This window comes from Maritimibacter sp. DP1N21-5 (genome assembly GCF_019218295.1).
Classification (GTDB): domain Bacteria; phylum Pseudomonadota; class Alphaproteobacteria; order Rhodobacterales; family Rhodobacteraceae; genus Maritimibacter.
Genome location: NZ_JAHUZF010000002.1, coordinates 54,893 through 72,795 on the forward strand (window position 1 = coordinate 54,893; position 17,903 = coordinate 72,795).

13 protein-coding genes are annotated in these 17,903 nt (G+C 65.8%); 1 reads left to right on the forward strand and 12 read right to left on the reverse strand.

Features of this window, described 5'->3' with window-relative positions:
• Nucleotides 1-37 precede the first annotated feature (37 nt).
• On the reverse strand, nt 38-469 hold the full coding sequence (locus KJP29_RS00870; RefSeq protein ID WP_218461652.1) for a MarR family winged helix-turn-helix transcriptional regulator: 432 nt from the start codon (nt 467-469) through the stop codon (nt 38-40).
• A 125-nt stretch (nt 470-594) separates the two neighbouring features.
• Here KJP29_RS00870 and KJP29_RS00875 point away from each other — a divergent pair, with 125 nt between their 5' ends.
• A complete protein-coding gene (locus tag KJP29_RS00875) occupies nt 595-2,490 on the forward strand; it encodes an FAD-dependent monooxygenase (protein WP_218461653.1) in 1,896 nt (631 codons plus the stop codon).
• Between the two features lie 27 nt (nt 2,491-2,517).
• Here KJP29_RS00875 and KJP29_RS00880 read toward each other — a convergent pair whose 3' ends face one another.
• The 11 genes from KJP29_RS00880 to xdhA form a co-directional block, all read right to left on the reverse strand.
• The gene (locus KJP29_RS00880) at nt 2,518-3,441 is read right to left on the reverse strand and encodes a histone deacetylase family protein (protein ID WP_218461654.1); all 924 of its coding nucleotides are present in this window, start codon (nt 3,439-3,441) and stop codon (nt 2,518-2,520) included.
• A gap of 81 nt (nt 3,442-3,522) precedes the next feature.
• Nucleotides 3,523-6,210 (reverse strand): bifunctional acetate--CoA ligase family protein/GNAT family N-acetyltransferase, encoded by a 2,688-nt coding sequence (locus tag KJP29_RS00885; RefSeq protein WP_218461655.1) that lies wholly within the window; start codon nt 6,208-6,210, stop codon nt 3,523-3,525.
• Between the two features lie 106 nt (nt 6,211-6,316).
• A complete protein-coding gene (locus tag KJP29_RS00890) occupies nt 6,317-7,378 on the reverse strand; it encodes an FAD-binding oxidoreductase (RefSeq protein WP_218461656.1) in 1,062 nt (353 codons plus the stop codon).
• A gap of 116 nt (nt 7,379-7,494) precedes the next feature.
• Nucleotides 7,495-8,571 (reverse strand): BMP family ABC transporter substrate-binding protein, encoded by a 1,077-nt coding sequence (locus KJP29_RS00895; RefSeq protein WP_218461657.1) that lies wholly within the window; start codon nt 8,569-8,571, stop codon nt 7,495-7,497.
• Between the two features lie 33 nt (nt 8,572-8,604).
• Nucleotides 8,605-9,348: an ion transporter gene (locus tag KJP29_RS00900; protein ID WP_218461658.1), complete on the reverse strand. Its 744-nt coding sequence runs from the start codon at nt 9,346-9,348 to the stop codon at nt 8,605-8,607.
• A gap of 41 nt (nt 9,349-9,389) precedes the next feature.
• Nucleotides 9,390-10,313 (reverse strand): ABC transporter permease, encoded by a 924-nt coding sequence (locus KJP29_RS00905; RefSeq protein ID WP_218461659.1) that lies wholly within the window; start codon nt 10,311-10,313, stop codon nt 9,390-9,392.
• A gap of 132 nt (nt 10,314-10,445) precedes the next feature.
• Nucleotides 10,446-11,543, reverse strand: a complete 1,098-nt coding sequence (locus KJP29_RS00910; RefSeq protein WP_218461660.1) for an ABC transporter permease — start codon at nt 11,541-11,543, stop codon at nt 10,446-10,448.
• Nucleotides 11,540-13,081, reverse strand: a complete 1,542-nt coding sequence (locus KJP29_RS00915) for an ABC transporter ATP-binding protein (RefSeq protein WP_218461661.1) — start codon at nt 13,079-13,081, stop codon at nt 11,540-11,542. Before KJP29_RS00915 ends, KJP29_RS00910 begins: the two co-directional genes overlap by 4 nt.
• Nucleotides 13,056-14,027 carry a xanthine dehydrogenase accessory protein XdhC gene (gene xdhC, locus KJP29_RS00920; protein WP_218461662.1) on the reverse strand — a complete coding sequence of 324 codons (972 nt, stop codon included), beginning with the start codon at nt 14,025-14,027 and terminating at the stop codon, nt 13,056-13,058. The genes KJP29_RS00915 and xdhC overlap by 26 nt, the downstream gene beginning before the upstream one ends.
• On the reverse strand, nt 14,024-16,312 hold the full coding sequence (gene xdhB / locus KJP29_RS00925; RefSeq protein WP_218461663.1) for a xanthine dehydrogenase molybdopterin binding subunit: 2,289 nt from the start codon (nt 16,310-16,312) through the stop codon (nt 14,024-14,026). The genes xdhC and xdhB overlap by 4 nt, the downstream gene beginning before the upstream one ends.
• Nucleotides 16,309-17,685, reverse strand: a complete 1,377-nt coding sequence (gene xdhA, locus KJP29_RS00930) for a xanthine dehydrogenase small subunit (RefSeq protein ID WP_218461664.1) — start codon at nt 17,683-17,685, stop codon at nt 16,309-16,311. Before xdhA ends, xdhB begins: the two co-directional genes overlap by 4 nt.
• Between the last annotated feature and the right edge of the window lie 218 nt (nt 17,686-17,903).

The following is a 17,903-nucleotide window of genomic DNA, read 5'->3' on the forward strand; positions in this document are numbered from 1 at the left end:
CCAACAAACGCTGTCCCGTGTTTCCCGCAAACAAGTCCTATGGCGTATTCCCGCCTTCTACCGCCTTCTGCGCCAGCGCCAGAAACGCCCCGCGCTCTTCCTCCGAAAGCCCGCCGAGGATCTCGTCCTGCAAGTCCCGCACGATGGGAAGAATTTCCTCGAAGACCTGCGCCCCCTCTGTCGTCAGCCGCACCTCCCGCGCGCGCCGGTCGCGTTTCGACACGATCCGCTCGACATAACCCTTGCCCACCAGCCGGTCGATGACGCCGCCGATCGTCGCCCGGTCATAGGCGATCCGGGCCGCCACCCCGGCCTGGTCGATCCCCGGATGGCTCGCGAGGGCATCCATCGCCGCGAACTGGACCGAGGTCAGATCGACCCCCGCCTCCTGCATGCGGCGCGCGAAAACCGCCCCGGAAATCTGGTTGAGTCGCCGGACAAGATGCCCGGCCATGCCGTAAGCTTCCATCGCAGACCTGCTATTCCATCATTCGATCAATAGCTTGCAGGATCTGATTTGCATACATATTTTTTCCTTGACGGAAAATAGTATGTATAGATATCAATACCCCTGAACCCAGAGGGAGGATCTCCATGCAGTATTATGTCGACGGTTTCCGGGGCGGCGATCCTGACGTGCATCCCACAGCCGCGGGGCATCGCAAACCGGGCGATCCGCTTCCCGAAAAGGTCGATGTCCTGATCGCGGGCTGTGGCCCGGCGGGTCTCTGCATGGCCGCGCAGATGGCGCAGTTCCCTGAATTCACCACCATGATCGTCGAACCCAAGCCCGGCCCGATGGAAAAAGGGCAGGCGGACGGCGTGAACGTGCGGTCGATGGAGATGTTTCAGGCTTTCGGGTTCGGCGAAAAGGTCAAACGCGAGAGCTATTGGGTGAACCAGACCAACTTTTGGATGCCCGATCCTGCGAATCCCGATGCGATCCGCCGGGTGGGCCGGGTACAGGACGTGGCCGACGACCTGTCGGAAATGCCCCACACGCTCATCAACCAGGCGCGTATCCACGAGCTGTTCCTCGACGTGGCCCGCAAGTCGCCGACCCGGCTCGAACCGGATTACGGCCTCAAGGTCGCTGATCTCACCATCGACACGACGACCGACGATCACCCGGTGATCGTCTCCCTCGAATACACCGAGGGCCCGAAAGCAGGTCAAACCACGACGGTCCGCGCGAATTACGTGATCGGCGCCGACGGTGCGCGCTCCAACGTGCGCACGGCAATTGGCGGCAAGCTCGTGGGGGACGCGGCGCATCAGGCCTGGGGCGTGATGGATATCCTCGCCAACACCGATTTCCCGGATGTGCGCTACAAGAACCTCATCACATCGCGCAAGGAAGGCAATATCCTGATCCTCCCACGCGAGGGCGGCTATCTGTTTCGCATGTATGTGGAGCTCGACAAGCTCAACCCCGACGAACGGGTGTCGGCGCGCAATCTGAACGAAACCCACATGATCGCGGCGGCGAACCGGATCATGGCGCCCTATACACTCGACGTGAAAGAGGTCGTCTGGTGGTCCGTCTATGAAATCGGCCACCGCATCACGGACCGTTTCGACGACGTGCCCGACGGCGAAACGGCGACGCGGACGCCGCGCGTGTTCACGGCCGGCGATGCCTGTCACACCCACAGCCCCAAGGCGGGGCAGGGAATGAACGTCTCGATGGGGGACACCTTCAACTTGGGCTGGAAACTGGGTCTCGTCCTGCGCGGTCGTGCGCCAAAGGCGCTCCTGCATTCCTATACGACCGAACGCCGGGAAGAGGCGCGGCGTCTCGTGGAAACCGACCACAAATGGGCGCGGATCATGTCGGCCCCCCTGGGCGAGAGCGAACTGGACGGCACCGACGAGCCGCGTTTCATTCAGCACTTCAAGCTGAACGGCGAGTTCACCGCCGGACTGGCCGTGCGCTACGATGAAAGCGCTCTCACCGCCGCGCCCACTCACCAGGCGCTGGCCACTGGAGAGCCCATCGGCAAACGCTTCCACTCCGCCCCCGTTGTGCGCGCAGCGGATGCGATGGCGCAGCAGCTTGGCCATGTTCACGACGCCGATGGCCGGTTCCGCGTCTATATCTTCGCCGGTGCCGACGAGACGTCTGCCTATGACCTCGTCACCTGGCTCGCGACTGATCCGGCCTCGCCGATCTTGAAGCACCGCCAGCCGGGCGATGACATCGACGCCACCATCGACGTGCGCACGATCGTTCAGGAGCGGTTCGACACCATCGACCTGACCGCCGCTCCTTCGGCGACCAAGCCCACCAAGGGCAAGCTCGGCCTTCAGGATCACGAGAAACTCTTCTGCATCGACCCGCGTGAAGGGCGCAACATCTATGACCTGCGAGGCATCGACAAGGAGAAGGGCGCGGTCATCATCGTGCGCCCCGACCAGTATGTCGGACAGATCCTGCCCATCGGCGACACGGCCGGACTGTCGGCCTATTTCGCGGGCATTCTCCTCTGACGGCGGCGGGAAGGGCCCGCGCCCGTCCTAGCCGATCAGCACGTTCAGGTGGCGGACAACGGAGCGGGCCAGCACCGCTGGCTCGTATCCGCCCTCGAGCATCGACACGATCCGTCCCTGCGAATGGCGGTTGGCCACGTCAAGGAGCGCCTTCGTCACCCATTCGTAATCGTCGTCGGTCAGCGAGACGCTCGACATATCGTCGGCCACATGGGCGTCGAAGCCCGCCGAGATGATCACCAGCTCCGGCGCGAAAGCGTCGAGCGCGGGAAGCCAGTGCTCCGACACCGCCGCGCGGAACTCTTTCGACCCCGCCGTTGCCGACAAGGGAATGTCCACGAGGTTGGCGGTTTCCTTTTCGTGCCCCGTGAAGGGATAGAATGGGTGCTGGAAGCTCGAACAGAAGAGCACCCGGGGCTCGTTCCGGAAGATGTCTTCGGTTCCGTTGCCGTGGTGCACGTCGAAATCCACGATGGCGACCCGCGTGAGCCCGTGCGCCGCCAGTGCATGTCCGGCAGCCACGGCCACGTTGTTGAACAGGCAAAACCCCATCGCTACGGCCCTTTCGGCATGATGGCCCGGCGGGCGCACGGCGCAGAAGACCGGCCCCGCCTCGCCACGCATCACCAGATCCACTGCCATCACCCCCGCGCCTGCGGCCCGTTCGGCGGCGCGCAGCGTGCCCGGCGACATCACCGTGTCGCCGTCGACCTCGACCGAGCGCATCCCTTCGCCCGGTGCAATGGCATAGACGCGGTCGAGATAGGCCGGATCATGCACCCGTTCGAGCTGTTCGCGCGTGACGCGCGGCGCGTCGTAGTGCCGGAGCACGTAATCGAGCCCCGAGGAAATGAGCTGGTTTGAAATGGCGGTCAACCGCGCCGCCTGTTCGGGATGATGCGGCCCGGCATCGTGATCCATGCACTCGTGGTGCGAAATGTAACCCAGCATGTGCCCTCCCTCGGCGGTGTTTCCACCATGGCGCCGCGCGGCCCCCTGCGCCTTGCGCCATATCAAGCGCGGCGGCCCGGATCACAGCCGCCGTTCCACGATCACGATGTCCCGGTCCTCCGGATCGCCGCGCACCGAAAAGCCGAGGTCGCGCATCAATTCCAGCATCGGTGCATTGTTGCGCAGCACCGTGCCCTCGATCACAGACAGATCATGGTCCCGCGCCGCCCGGAACAGCGCCTTCATGAGCCGCGTGCCGATGCCCTGTTTCTTGACCTGATCGCCCACCACGATGGCGAACTCAGCGCTCCGGTTGTCCGGATTGATGACATAGCGCGCCACGCCGCATTGCACCTCGCGACCGTCGATCTCGGCCATGGCGACCAGGGCCATTTCGCGGCGGTAGTCGATCTGGGTGAACTGCACGAGCATTTCGGGCGACAGCTCGTTCAGCACGCCCATGAAGCGGAACATCCGGCTTTCCTTGGACAGGGCCTTCACGAAGTCCTGCTCACTCTTGGCATCCTCGGGCCGGATCGGCCTGATGACCAATGGCGTGCCGTCGGAGAGGTGATCGACCTCGACCAGATGACGCGGATAGGGATGGATCGCCATGTGGTCGTATTGCCCGTCCATCGCCGGCGGTCGAGCCACGCGCACCCGCGCGTCCACCGCCATGACCCCGTTCGGCCCCGCCAGCAAAGGGTTGATGTCCAGCTCCACGATCTCGGGTAGCTCGCTCACCATCGCCGAGACCCGGCGCAGCACGTTGACGACCCCGCGGCGGTCGGCGGCGGGCATGTCGCGAAACGCCTCCAGCAGTCGCGCCACCCGCGTCTTGTCGATCAGCCGTTCGGCCAGCACGGCATTGAGCGGGGGGAGCGCGACGGCGCTGTCGTTCAGCACCTCGACCGCCGTGCCCCCCGCACCGAACAGGATCGTCGGCCCGAACACCGGATCGCGGCTCGCGCCGATGACCAGCTCGCGCGCCGCCTCGATGGTGGAAACGGCTTCGACCGTCACGCCCTTGATCCGCGCGTCCGGGCGCATCCGGCGCAGGCGTTCGGTGATGTCGCGGAAGGCGCGTTTCACCTCGGTCGGATCGCCGATGCCCACGCGCACACCGCCGACGTCCGATTTGTGCGTGACGTCGGGCGACAGGATCTTCATCGCCACCGGATAGCCCACGGTCTGGGCCGCGACGATCGCCTCGGCCGGCGTTTCGCACTCCACGGTCAGGTTGATCGGTATCCTGAACGCCTTCAGCAGCGCCTTGGATTCGATGTCCGTCAGCATCTCGCGGTCTTCCGCGAGCGCCGCCTCGATGATCATCCGCGCCCCTTCGAGGTCGGGCGCGTTCTCGGGCGACATGGGACGAAGATTCTCCAGCGCCAGTTTTCTGTTACGGTGGTGCCGCGCAAGGTAGGAAAACGCCTCGACAGCTCGCTCGGGCGAAATGAAGTCGGCGACGCCGTTCGACGACAGGACCCGGCGCCCTTCGGCCACCACGGCCTCGCCCATCCAGCAGGCGAGGACCGGCTTCGTGCGCCGCTTCGGGAGGGCATCTACCACGGCCTGCGCCACCGCCGTCGGGTCGGTCATCGCCTGCGGCGTGAGCATGACCAGAAGCCCGTCGGTGTCGGGATCGGCATAGGTGGCCTTGACCGCGGCCGCAAAGGCCTCGGGTCCGGCATCGCCCAGGATATCGACCGGGTTCCCCTGTGCCGCATAGGCGGGCAGGGCCCCAGCCATGGCGGCCCGGGTCTCGGGCGCGATCCGGGCGAGGTCGACCGACAAATCCGCCGCCCGGTCGGCCGCCAGAACCCCGGCGCCGCCCCCGTTCGCGATGATCGCCAGCCGGTTCCCAGTGGCCTTTTTGGTCGACGACAGGATCTCGGCGGCGGCGAAGAGCTGGCCGAAGGTCATCGCGCGCACTGCGCCCGTGCGCTCCATCACCGCGTCGAACACCGCGTCCGATCCGATCAGCGCGCCGGTATGGGTATGGGATGCCTCGGCAGAGCCCGCATGGCGGCCCGATTTCAGAACGATCACCGGCTTCAGGCGCGCGGCGTAGCGCAGCGCCGAGATGAAGCCGGGCGCGTTACGCACACCCTCGACGTAGAGAAGGATCGCGTCCGTGTGCGGATCCGAGGCGAGGTATTGCAGCATCTCGCCAAAGTCGATGTCGGTCGAATTTCCAAGACTGGCAAGCGCCGAAAAGCCAAGGTGGTGCGGCCCCGCCCAGTCCGAGATCGCGGAACACAGCGCGCCCGACTGGGAGATGAGCGCAAGCCGGCCTTTCGGGGTGGCGACGCGCAGGAAGCTCGCGTTCATCTTGGCCCAGGGCCGCACAAGACCCACGCAGTTGGGCCCCATGAACCGAACGCCCGCCCGCTTCGCGGTTTCACGCAGGTCGTCCTCGTAGCGTTTCCCGGCGTCGGCACTTTCGCCCTCGCCGAACCCGGGAGAGAGCACGATGGCATTGCGGATGCCTGCCTCGCCGCAGTCGCGGATGATGCCCGGAACCTGGGCCGCGGGCGTGGCGATGACGGCCAGATCGACCTCGGTGTCGATCTCCGACAGTGTTCGATGGCAGGGCAGTCCGGCGAGCGTTTCGCTTGTCGGATGGACCGGAAAGATACCGCCCTCGTAGCCGCCGCTCACGAGGTTTCGCAGGACCAGCGCACCTACGCTGCCATCGTTATTTGACGCGCCGAAAACGGCGATCGTGTCGGGGTCCATGAGACCCTTGAGGGGGCTTTCGTCCATTCTGTCTCCCCGGCCCGCGGACCTTGGTCGTTCATCCCCCCAAGGGCGCTTATGACGCCGTTTCCGTTCCTTTCACTTGACCCTTGTCAAAACCCGCGCAGGGCGGTCAGCGAAACCGCGACGGCAGAAAGGCATCCGCCGTTTGTGTGTCGAGGTCCGGCGTCTGACCCAGCACGCGTGCGGCCAGAAGTCGCCCTGCCGCGGCCGCACTCTGAAACCCGTATCCGCCTTGACCTGCCATCCAGTAGAACCCGGGCGCGTCCGGCTCCGGACCGATGACGAGGAGCCGGTCCGGGGCGAAGGTCCGCAATCCCGCCCAGTTCGCGATCATCCGCTCCACAGGGGCCGTCATATCCTCCTCGAAGGCGGCAAGCCCTTCGGCCAGAACCATGTCGTCGGCCCAGGCATCATGGGGCTCCAGCAAGTCCTCTTCCGAAGGTGACACGATCAGCGCGCCGGCATCGGGTTTGGCGTACCAGTCGCCCGCCGCCCCGATCAGCATCGGCCAGTCCCGCGCGTCATACCCGCCCGGAACGCCGATCCGAGCCATCGACCTGCGCAGGGGAACAAACCCGATGGGTGCGATCCCGGCCAGCCCTGCCACGACATCGGCCCAGGGTCCGGCCGCGTTCACGACGACGGGGGCGGCAAAGGTCTCGCCCGCCGTGACCCGCCACAGTCCCTCGTCCTGTTCGATGGCCGTTACCGGTTTCCCAGTGACGATGGTCCCGGTCTCGCGAATGCTGCGGGCATAGCGTTGCAGGAGCGCGTCAGTGTCGATGTCCCAGGCGTCGTGTGTGATCGCGGTCAGCGTCACCTCGGGCGACAGGAGCGGCACGATCCGCCGCGCTTCGTCCCCGTCGATCCGGGTCATGCGCAGGGCCGCGCATTCGGCCTCGAACCCCGCACTATCCTCGGGGCGGCCTACGAGCATCACCGCCCGCGGCGTCAACACGCCAGCCTCAAGATGCGCCTCGGTCGAGGCTTCCGAGATCGCCTTGACCGGACCCGCGCCATAGCTCGGGATATGCATCGCCGCAGACCGTGAAGACGCATGGTGGCCAAGCTGCGTCTCTGCCTCGATCAGCGTCACACGCCCGTGGGGCGCGAGATGGGCCCCCGCCGACAGGCCGGCGACCCCGCCGCCTATGATGATGAAATCCGTCATGTTGCATTCCTCTCATGACAAACGGCGAGAGGGAAGCGCGCTATAGCTGTGACCCGATGCCCACAATGAAAAAGGCCCTGCACGCGGCAGGGCCTTCTCCTTCCCAGGCTTGGAGATCAGTTCGGGATGTCGCCTTCGATGCCTTCGACGTAGAAGTCCATGCCGGCGAGCGTGCCGTCATCGGCGGTCTCGCCCTCGGCAAGCCAGGCCGAGCCGTCCTGCTTGTTGATCGGGCCGGTGAAGGGGTGGTAGTCGCCCGCAGCGATAGAATCCGCGAGCGCCAGCGCTTCTTCCTTCACCTCTGCGGGCACCGCGTCGGTGATCTCGCCGATGCCGACCATGCCGGCGCCGATGCCGTCCCAGGTGTTGTCGCTTTCCCAGGTCCCATCCATCACGGCCTTGGTGCGTGCGATGTAGTAGGGGGCCCAGTTGTCGATGATCGAGGACACGCGCGGCATGGGGGCATATTCGATCATGTCCGAGGCCTGACCGAAGGTGTAGACGTTGCCCGCCTCCTGCGCGGCGGCCTGCGGCGCGGTCGAGTCGGTGTGCTGAAGGATCACGTCCGCACCCTGTTCGATGAGCGCCTTGGCGGCATCAGCCTCCTTCGCCGGGTCGAACCAGGTATAGGCCCAGACGATCTTGAACTGGACGTCGGGGTTCACCTTCTTGGCGTGGATATAGGCCGAGTTGATGCCCCGGATGACCTCGGGGATCGGGAAGGAGCCGATGTAGCCGATGATGTTCGACTCGGTCAGGTTGCCCGCGATGTGTCCCTGTACGGCGCGGCCTTCATAGAAGCGCGCCGAATAGACGCCCACGTTGTCGGCCGTCTTGTAGCCGGTGGCGTGTTCGAACTTCACGTCCGGGAATTTCTCGGCCACGGCGATGGTGGGGTCCATGTAGCCGAAGGACGTCGTGAAGATCAGGTCCGCGCCCGACAGTGCCATCTGCGTGATCGCGCGCTCGGCGTCGGCACCTTCCGGCACGTTCTCCTGATAGACGGTCTCGATGGCGTCACCGAATTCCTCCTCCAGTGCCAGACGGCCCTGGTCGTGTTCATAGGTCCAGCCGCCGTCGCCCACGGGGCCCACGTAGATGAAGCCCACTTTGGTCTTGTCCTGCGCGACCGCCGCGCCGGCCATGGCGAGGCCAAGAGCGGCCCCGGCCAGAAGTTTGGTGACAAGTTTCATGTCAGTCTCCCAGTTGGTGATTTGGTTTCGGTTTCAGGTTTCATCATCGGCCTGCCCGCGTTCCGACCGGGGTCGGACGTTGGTCTCTGCTTCCAGAAGCGCCGTTGTGACGATGGCGGCGGGGACCGCAAAGATCCCCAGCCCGATGAAGAGCATGAAGGTGGTCATGATACGGCCCCCCGGCGTGATCGGGAACATATCTCCGTAGCCCACGGTGGTGAAGCTTACCACGGACCACCAGAGCGAGGCCGGGATCGACGAGAACACCTCGGGCTGCGCCGGGTTTTCGAAGACATAGATCCCGACCGCCGCGACATAGAGCAGAAGCGCCGACAGCACGCCCCAGACCACGAGCTCGGCCCGCACCTTGGAGAAGGCGCGTGCGAGCCGGTGAAGCGCAGGTGCGGTGTCGAAGAGCTTGATGAGTCGCAGAAGCCGGATCAGGCGCAGAACCCGGATCGCCTGCATCGAGGGGACGAAGAGAAGGGCGGCCGGAAGCCAGGCCAGGAGATCCACGATGCCCCAGAACGACAGCACGTAGTCGCGCTTGCGCGGCGCCGACAGAAGACGCAGGACGTATTCCGTCGCGAAGGTAAAGATCACCACATCCTCGAAGACCAGAAGCGCGAACCGCCAGCCCTCGGGCAGTCCCGGCACGGTTTCGACCGCGATGGCGATCGCGGACAGCACGATCAGCGCGTCCAGCGCAAAGGCGACCGAGCGACCCAGCCGAGGGTGCGACCCGTCGAGGATCTGCAACATTTCCTTTTGCGTCACGGCACCCCCCGATCCGGTCGTCTCGGCTTTCGTCTTCCGGCTCAGTGCGACGCATGGAACACCCGTCCCAGCGACCCCGGCGCGCCATGGTTGCCCCGGATCGAGATGATGACAAGGACAAGGATCGTGATGATGTAGGGCGACATCGACAGATACTCGACCGGGATCGACGACCCCGCTGCCTGGAGGTTGAGCTGGAGCACGGTGATGCCGCCGAAGAGATAGGCGCCGAGCAGGATGCGCCAGGGCCGCCAGCTCGCGAAGACCACGATGGCCAGCGCGATCCAGCCTGCGCCTGCGGTCATGCCCTCGACCCATTGCGGCACGCGCACAAGTGACACATAGGCGCCGCCAAGTCCCGCCATTGCGCCGCCGAAGGCGATGGCCAGGAAGCGCACGCCCTTGACCTTGTAGCCCAGCGCGTGGGCGGCGTTGTGGTTCTCGCCCACGGCCCTCAGGATCAACCCGGCCCGTGTGAAGGTGAGCAGATACCAGACCGCCGCAATCAGCAGGATCGAGACATAGACCATCGGATCGTGGCGAAAGAGGATCGGCCCGAGGAAGGGAATCTCCGAGAGGCCCGGAATGTGCAGTTTTGCGAAACCCGGCGCCTTCATCCCGACGTAGGGTTTTCCGATGAGCGACGACAGGCCAAGGCCGAAAAGCGTGAGGCCAAGGCCGGTGGCGACCTGATTTGACAGAAGGATCTGGGTGATCACGGCAAAGATCATCGACAGCGCCGCGCCGGCGAGTGCGGCGACGCCGAAACCCGCCCAACTGGACCCGGTGTTGACCCCGATGGCGAAGCCGACGACCGCGCCAGTGATCATCATGCCTTCGACGCCCAGGTTCAGGACGCCAGCCTTCTCCACGACCATCTCGCCAAGCGCGGCCAGCAGGATCGGGGTCGAAGCCACCATGAGCGAGGCGATGAGAAGGATCGGGTTGATCGAGCCGAAGTCCATGTCATGCCCTCACGCTGGCGGAGCGGGCTTGCGCCCGCGCTGTGGGAGCCGCGCCTGGCGGCGCGGCGGTGTCCGAGAGGGCTCTGCCCTCTCGGGCTCTCCCGGGATATTTATGAACCGGAGAATGAGGGGTCATGCCACGACCTCGGGTTTGCCGATGCGGATGCGGTAGTTGGCAAAGACGTCCATGGCGAGAAGGAAGAACAGGAGCATCCCCTGAAAAAGCTGGATCGCCGCGGCCGGCATGCCGAGCATGAGTTGCGCGAGCTCCCCGCCGATGTAGGTCAGTGCCATGAGCAGGCCGGCAAGGAGGATGCCGACGGGATGGAGGCGTCCCAGGAAGGCGACGATGATGGCGGTGAAGCCGTAGCCCGAGTTGAAGTCGATCGAAATCTGGCCAGCGGGTCCGGAGACCTCGAAAAGTCCTGCGAGACCCGCGAGTGCGCCGGCCGTTCCAAGGCAGAAGATGATGAGCCTTGTGGGGGACACCCCCGCAAAACGCGCGGCGCGCGGCGCTTCGCCGGCGAGGCGGATCGCAAAGCCCATCTTGTGCCGGGTCATCAGGACATAGGCGAAGATGACCGCGATGAAGGCCGCGACCACGCCCCAGTGCATGCCGGTGCCGGCGATGATCTCGGTGTTGGACGCCGCCGGATAATCCCGGGCCATGTTGCGCGAGCCGGGAAAGCCCATGCCATCCGGGTTTCTCAGGAGGCCTGAGGAGACCGAGGCAAGGATGTTCTCGGCCACATAGACCAGCATGAGCGAAACGAGGATTTCATTAGTTCCGAAACGGGTCTTGAGGATCGCGGGGATCATCGCCCAGGCCCAGCCGCCGAAGGCGCCCGCGAGGACCATGAAAGGGAAGATGAGCGGGCTTTCGGAGGGATAGAAGGCAAGGCCCGCCCCCGCGCCCACGACCGCGCCCATGATGTATTGGCCCTCTGCCCCGATGTTCCAGATCCCGGCCCTGAAGCCGAGCGCGAGGCCGATGGCGATAAGGATGAGCGGCCCGGCTTTCACCAGCAATTGCGGCCGCGAATAGGGGCCGAACTGCGGATCGAAGAGTGGGTCCCAGAAGATGGTGCGGATCGCCTCGAGCGGGTTCGCGCCGAGGATGGCGAACATGATCCCGCCCGCGACCATCGTGGCGATGACCGCCATGACCGGGGTTAGCGCCGAGAGGGTGGCCGAAGGGGCCGGGCGTTTTTCCAGCCGGATGAAACTCATGCCGGGACCCCTTTCGCGTCGTCCGGGTGCGCCTCGTGCATGTCATGCGCGCCCCCCATCATCAGGCCAATTTCCTCGACGGTGAGGCCTTTGGCCGGCACCGCGCGCGCAAGCCGGCCTTCGTTCAGTGCCGAGAAGCGGTCAGAGATCTCCATGAGTTCGTCTAGATCCTGCGAAATGACGATGAGCCCCGCGCCTTGGGCGGCCAGATCCAGAAGTGCCTGCCGGATGGCCGCGGCGGCCGAGGCATCGACGCCCCATGTCGGTTGGTTCACGACCAGCACCACGGGACGCTGGAGGATCTCGCGTCCGATGACGAATTTCTGCAGGTTGCCGCCCGACAGCGCGCCCGCGGCGGTTTCCGTGCCCGGCGTGCGCACATCGAAGCCTTCGATGATCTTTTTCGCGAAGGCGCGCGCCCTGGACCAGCCGACGAAGCCGTTCTTGGTCAGCCCCTCGCGGATATCGCCGGTGAGAAGCGCGTTTTCCGTGAGCGACATCTCTGGTGCGGCCGCATGGCCCAGCCGTTCCTCGGGCGCAGCTAGTAGACCCAGCCGCCGGCGTGCATTGGGGCCGAGCCGTCCGATCGGCTTGCCCGAAAGCGTCACCGCCCCCGCCGCCGACAGCCGTTCACCTGACAGGGCGGCGAGCAATTCGTCCTGCCCGTTCCCCGCGACCCCGGCGATGCCCAAGACCTCGCCCGCGCGCAGTTCCAGCGACACGTCCTTCAGCGTCGTGCCGAATTGTGTCGCGGCGGGAAGCGTCAGCCCCTCAACCGTGAGCAGCACCTCGCCCGGCGCGGCGGTGTCGCGCGACGGGGTGTGAAGCGTCGAGCCGACCATCATCTCGGCCAGCTCGCGCGCCGACTTCTCGCGTGGATTGCACTCGCCCACGACCTTGCCCAGCCGGAGCACCGTGGCCCGGTCGCAAAGTGCGCGGATTTCCTCGAGCTTGTGGGAGATGTAGAGGATCGCGGTGCCCTCTGATGACAGCTTCCGAAGCGTCTCGAAGAGGATCTGAACCTCCTGCGGCGTCAGCACGCTCGTCGGTTCGTCCATGATCAGGAGCTTGGGGTTCTGGAGCAGGCAGCGGATGATCTCGACCCGTTGCCGTTCGCCCGCTGACAGATCGCCCACCCGCCGCGACGGATCGAGCGGCAGGCCGTAGGCTTCGCTCACGTCCCGGATGCGGGCGGCGAGAGCGCGCATCTTCGGCGGGTTGTCCATGCCGAGCGCGATGTTCTCGGCCACGTCCAGCGCGTCGAACAGGGAGAAGTGCTGAAACACCATCGCCACGCCCGAGCCGCGCGCCGCATGGGGGTTGGCCGGTTCATAGGCCGAGCCATTGACGCGCATGACGCCCTGGTCCGGCTTCACCAGCCCGTAGATCATCTTGACCAGTGTGGATTTGCCCGCGCCGTTTTCGCCAAGCAGCGCGTGGACCTCACCCGGCATGATCTCGAACGAGACCTGATCGTTCGCGACGACGCCGGGATAGGCCTTGGTCAGGCCTTCAAGCGCCAGATACGGCGTGCTCATCGCGATCCCCCATATGTCCCCGGTGCTGTCCCGACACCACGTCAGACGCTATCTGTGCCGCGACGCCAAGCGCAATCGCGGCCGGATGTTTGCCAAGCGCCTTGTCCCCGATCGGGCAGCGGATACGCTCAATTTCTGAGCGCTCGTGTCCCGCCTGCTGCAAACGCGAGCGAAACCGCGCCCATTTCGTGTGCGATCCGATGAGCCCGGCCCCTGCGAAGCCATGTCCCAGCGCCGCGTCGCAAAGTGCGAGGTCCAGCGCATGGGAATAGGTAAGGATCACGTGGTGCGCGTTGGGCGGGGCGAGGCGCATGGCCGCCGCCAGTTCGGGCGCGGGCAGGGCGGTCACGCCCGGGGGCACATCCTGCGGAAACCGCTCGGGCCCGGTGTCGAGCCAGGTGATCGCCAGATCAGGCAGAGGTGCGAGGGCGGCGACGAGCGCCCGTCCCACATGGCCCGCGCCCCAGATCCAGACCGGCGTCTTCTCGGTCAGGACCGGCTCCAGCATCCAGCCGTCGATCAGAGCGGGAGCAGGCACCTCGCCTTTCCTGCGGGCGGCAGCCAACGTGCGGGTGATGGCCAGTGGCTGGTCCCCGCCCGCGATGGGGCGAGCATGGATGGGACCCTCGGGCACCGCGTCGTAGCGTTCCCAAAGGAGCTTCACGCGCCCGCCGCAGCATTGGCCCATGTCGGGACCGAGCGCCTTGGCCTCGACCCGCTTGGCCGCTCCAGAAGCAAGCATCTCCCGTGCAACCGCGACCGCCTGGTATTCGAGCGTGCCGCCGCCGATGGTGCCGTCCTGCCCGCTCGCCTCGTCCGTGGACCATACTGTCACGGAGGCTCCCACTTCGCGCGGTGCGGACCCCCGGACTTCGGCAACCACGACCCGGATCACGGGGCCATGGGCAGCGATGAGCGCGGCCAGTCGGGCGGCGTCAAAGCTCATGTGGTCGACCCCTGCACCAATTTCTGTGCGGCAAGGTAGACCCGTTCCGGGGTTGCCGGCGCATCGAGGTCGGGATAACCCGCGCCAAAGGCTCCCACGGCGTCCGACAGCGCCATCAACGCCGATATCCCCAGCATCAGGGGCGGCTCGCCGACCGCCTTGGAGCGATAGATCGAAGGCACGTGGTTCTCGCCGTCCCAGAGCGCGACGTTGAAGACCTCGGGCCGGTCGGAACAGGCCGGGATCTTGTAGGTCGAGGGCGCATGGGTCCGGAGCACGCCCTTGTGATCCCAGACCAGTTCCTCGGTGGTCAGCCACCCGGCGCCCTGCACATAGCCGCCTTCGATCTGGCCGACGTCGATGGCCGGGTTCAAGGACTTGCCCACATCATGCAGGATATCGACACGCAGGATGCGGTTCTCGCCCGTGAAGCGGTCGATGGCCACCTCGGTGATCGCCGCGCCATGGGCGAAGTAATAGAAGGGATGACCCTTGCCGATGGTCCGGTCCCAGGAAATCTCGGGCGTCGCGTAGAAGCCGGTCGAGGACAGGCTCACCCGGTTTTCGTGGCACATTCGGGCGACCTCGGCAAAGCGCCAGACCTTGTCGCCCGCGCGGACCTTGCCATGGGCGAAATCCACCGCGCGGGGCCGGACGTCGGCCATGGGCGCCACGAGCCGCGCCATGCGGGCGCGTATCTCGTCCACCGCCGCCTTCACCGCCATGCCGTTCAGGTCCGAGCCTGAGCTGGCCGCCGTGGCCGAGGTGTTGGGCACCTTGCCGGTGTCCGTCGCCGTGATGCGCACCCGGTCCATCCCGATGCCGAACCCCTGGGCGGCGACCTGTGCGACCTTCTGGAAAAGCCCCTGTCCCATCTCGGTGCCGCCGTGGTTGATCGTCACAGACCCGTCGGCATAGACATTCACCAGCGCCCCTGCCTGATTGAGGTGGGTCAGGGTGAAACTGATCCCGAACTTGACGGGCGTCAGCGCGATTCCCTTCTTCACCACCTCGTTCTCGGCGTTCCATTTGGCGACGGCGTCGCGGCGTTCGGTGTAACGGGCGGTCTTGGCCAGCGCCTTGACCATGTCAGGCAGGATGAAGCCGCGCACCGGCTGGCCATAGGGCGTCTCCTGCACCCGGCGCTTGTTGTAGAAGTTGATCTGCCGGATCTCGAGCGGATCGCGCCCTAGGGTATGCGCGACATGGTCGATGACCCGCTCGATGCCGAGGACCCCCTGCGGTCCGCCGAACCCGCGAAAGGCGGTGGCCGAGCACATGTTCGTCTTGAGCCGGTGCGACGTGATGCGAATGTTCGGAATGAAATAGGCGTTGTCGGCGTGCAGCATCGCCCGATCCGCCACCGGGAGCGACAGGTCCGCCGACCAGCCGCAGCGCACGTAGTGGTCGAACTCCACCGCCACCAACCGCCCCTCGGCGTCCACGCCCGCCTTGTAGGCGATACGGAAGTCGTGCCGCTTGCCGGTGATCGCCATGTCGTCGTCGCGGTCATAGCGCATCTTGCAGGGTCGAGCGGTCAGATGCGCGGCCACGGCACAGGCGATTGCCAGAGCGTTGCCCTGGCTCTCCTTTCCGCCGAAGCCACCGCCCATGCGCCGGGTTTCGACCCGAACCGCGTGGAAGGGCACGGCAAGTGCCTCGGCCACCTTGTGCTGGATCTCGGTCGGGTGCTGGGTCGAGGTCAGCAGCACCATGTCGCCGTTGTCCTGCGGCGTGGCGAGGCTGATCTGCCCTTCGAGGTAGAAATGCTCCTGCCCGCCGATCTCGATCTCGCCGGTGATGACATGGGCCGCGCCGGGCATCGCCTCGGCCGCGTCGCCCCGCGTCCAAGTGATCGGCCCGCCCTCGAAATAGCTCTTGGCGGCCAGAGCTTCGTCCACAGTGAGGATCGGCGGTTTTTCCGCGATCTCGAGCCGGGCCTTCGCCGCTGCAACCCGCGCCGCGCGATGGCTTGTCGCGACGACCAAGAAGATCGGCTGGGCGTGATAGAAGACCTCGCCCTCCGCCAGAAGCGGCTCGTCGTGGGCGGCGGTCGAAATGTCGTTCACATGGGGCAGGTCGGCGGCGGTCAGCACCGCGACGACGCCCGGCGAACGCCGCACGTCGGACAGGTCCATTCCAGTAATCGTGCCGCGCGCCACCTTGGAGAGGCCAAAGGCCAGATGGAGGCAATCGGCCGGCACAGGCACATCATCGATGTAATGCGCGGACCCAGTCACATGAAGCGGCGCGCTGTCGTGGGGAAGCGGTTTTCCGACACTCATGCCCTGACCTCCCGCACGTCCGTAAGCTGTCCCTTGAGGTCGTGGAAGTAGCGTTCCAGTAGGTTGGACGCGGTCTCCAGCCGGTAGGACGCGGAGGCCCGCATGTCGCTCATCGGTTCGAAGTCGGTCGCAAAGGCCCATTTCGCGTCACGCACGGTTTCGATCGTCCACGGCTTGGAAATCAGTGCGGCTTCCACCGCTTCGGCGCGCTTGGGCACACCCGCCATACCCCCGAAGGCGATCCGGGCCCCGGTCACACGGCCCTTGTCCACGGTCACGTTGAAGGCCCCGAGAACGGCGGAGATGTCCTGATCGAAGCGTTTCGAGATCTTGTAGACCCGGAAGCGATCTTCGCCGGTCTCGCGCGGGATCACGACAGCCTCCACGAATTCGCCCTCCATGAGGTCCTGCTTGCCGTATTCGAGGAAGAAGGCCTCAAGCGGCATCTCACGCATGTCCTCGCCCCGCCGCAGTTGCAGCGTCGCCCCCAGCGCGATAAGCGCGGGCGGCGTGTCCCCGATGGGCGAGCCGTTGGCGATGTTGCCGCCAACCGTCGCGGCGGCGCGCACCTGCGCGCTTGCGAAACGGTCGAGCATGGCGGCGAAGCTCGGGTGATGCGGGGCGATGGCGATGCGCAACGCCTCCACGCTGGCCGCCGCACCCACGCGGATCATGTAGGGCGCGGTCTCGATCCGGCGCATTTCTTCGATCTGGCTCACGAAGATGACGGGCGCGATGTCGCGATGCTGCTTGTTGACCCAAAGCCCCACGTCCGTCGCGCCTGCGACGATCGTCGCCTTGGGATAGGTCATACGCACTTCGGCAAGCGCGGCCACCGTCGTCGGCTGGAAGTCGTTGGGCATCGGCCCCGCCGCCGGCCCAGCGGGAAGCGCGCGGAGCCACTTCGGCACCGGTCGTCGCGCCGCATGTTCCGCGGCGCGGATGATCGGCGCATATCCCGTGCAGCGGCACAGGTTCCCGGCCAGTTGCCGGTCATGGTCGGTTTCGCCGTTGATCTGACCCGCCGCCATCGACACGACGAATCCTGGTGTGCAGAAACCGCACTGGCTTCCGTGGTGTTCGACCATCGCTGTCTGCACCGGGTGCAGGTCCCCGTCCGGGCTGGCCAGCCCCTCGACGGTGGTCAGGCTTTTGCCGTTGATCTGCGGCAGGAAGAGGATGCAGCCATTGAGCGCCCGGGTGCCGGTTTCGTCCGTCACCATGACCGTGCAGGCGCCGCAGTCACCTTCGTTGCAGCCTTCCTTGGTGCCGGTCAGCCCGCGAACCTCGCGCAGCCAGTCGAGCACGGTCGTCGTCGCATCGACGCCCGTCAGCGACACCGTCTCTCCATTGAGAAGAAACGCGATATCCATCCCGTTGTCCCGCCGCTTTACTCTGGTCCGACGTGGTCTCTCGATGCGGCGTAGAGAGACCCGGTTCCGAAGCAGCAAAGCGCAGAAAGTGGGCGCTGTCTACCCGAGAGCGCCGCCACTGCCTGCGAATTGGGCGGGGTGTTTCAGGGAAAATGCCTGTGGCGCGGGCGTTTGGCTTGGACCGCGCCACGTTTTTGGGCAGGGGAGGGGCGCGCAAT